The sequence below is a fragment of the Streptomyces sp. NPDC032126 genome (genome assembly GCF_055580085.1).
The window spans coordinates 1981841-1983559 of sequence record NZ_JBVIMA010000001.1; the positions used below are offsets into that span (position 1 = coordinate 1981841).

At 59.8% G+C, this 1719-nt stretch carries 1 protein-coding gene; it reads right to left on the reverse strand.

From position 1 onward, the window contains the following. Positions 1 to 1377: peptidoglycan-binding protein (locus tag ACZ5NW_RS08490; protein ID WP_468742944.1), on the reverse strand; the 1377-nt coding region annotated here is incomplete at its 3' end. Positions 1378 to 1719: the final 342 nt, after the last annotated feature.

Below are 1719 nucleotides of genomic sequence, written 5' to 3' on the forward strand. Positions count from 1 at the left end.
GTCGACTGCGATCGGAGCCAAATCCAGAGTGCGCTCGTTGAGGAGCTGCTGAAGCCGCATCACTGCCACACCCTGAGAACCTTTCCGCAGCGTCGGTGTGCCTGCGTCACCGGGCCTGGGAGCGAGCTTCGTAATGGCCCCCCATGTTTGCATTTCCACGGCACCGTCATCGGTGATTCCGGCGCGCCGTTGGAATTCCCGAACCCGACTTTCCGTAATCGGACCAAAAACTCCGTCGATCGCGATCGGATCTCCAGGAACGAGGTCGTTCAGGGAGCGCTGAAGTTGCTTTACGAACGGGCCGAGCGGGCCCACGGCATCCTTCCTCAGAGTCACCGGGGAATGCCAGGCCACGTGTAGCTTGCCGTCATCGGCTTCGGTCACGGAGATCTGGACGCCGGTCAGATCCCCGTCGCTCCATATCAGCAGCGGTGTCTTCTGCCCGACACGCCACACTCCGGGACCACCTGGAGTGAGATACGGCGCGCCCAGATGCGTGGGCATCCTTCCCTGCACACGCCAGATCAGCACGCCGTCGTCCGGGAAGCTCGCGTCGTACTTCCGCCCCGGCAGAGCCGGCCCCCGGCGCTCGATCAGGAAGTACTCTCTCGCTTCGTGGGTGGGGTGCCATAGCAGCACGGCGCCGTCCGCCGTGGTGTCCACGTGCGTCTCGCCATGAACCGAAAGATCGAATATGCGGGGTTCAGCCCACCCGAGCGCGAGCTTGTGCCATATGTCCAGGTGCACCGTACCCTGGTCGTCGCTCGTAAAAGAGTAAGCACCCATCAGGGTCAAAAGCATATTGTTGGCGTTGGAGGGCAGAACTCCGGAATTGTAGAGGTCGACCGTGCCCAGTGAGTGAGACATCTCATGGGCTATCTGATAGAAAGGCGTGGTAGGTCCGACGCCGGCACAGCGCGTCACGAGAGTCTCATCCCGTGGCGGCAAAGCAAACGTCACGGGATTGTTGACTCTATTTAACGGCCACGCCCCGGTTATATTCCGGATTATCAGGGCACACTGTTCGTCGGGGCCGACCTGGCCGTCCTCGTTGATGTCATCCCCGATGAGAACGTTGACTTTGTTCTCATCGTAAAAGAGGCGCAGTATGTCAGCGAATTGCTGCTCTGCGCTGATATCGTTTGACGGGGTAGGGCCGAGCTGCACATCGTCGAGTAGTGCAGGGCCTAGCACAAACCTGTTGTTGCTGTTCTCTAGGAAGTATTCAAACAAACTCGCCGGGTTGACCGGATCCCGAGTCGAGAAGGGTGGTGATGTTGACGCACCAGTAGTAAGTTTGAAATAGTAATCGGCGGGATTAGGATGTGTGTTGCTCAGCGGCGGGAAGTCACTGTATTCCGCGAGGATGATTGACACAACGCGATTGCCAATTGCGCTGCGACCGTTCTGTGTTATAGACCCGTGCCCGAATGATTGAAGAGTCGGCGTGCCTACCATGCTCTCAATCTCTCATGAAGTCGTTTTGGCGGCCACTCGACGGAATCGGAAAGGCGCGATCTTCGACGGCCCAGCCGCTTCGCATGCGGCTTCGTGGGGCCGCTGCGGACCAGGAGCCCCGCGCCCCGAGCGCCCAGCCCCCGACCACGCCGCCTTGCCGTCGACCCCTAGATGAATGAGTCCGATGTTCTCAGTGGTCGTAGGCGATGAGAGATCGTTTGATCTTGGCGCCGGTGGTCCAGTTGTGCCAGATGCCAGCGG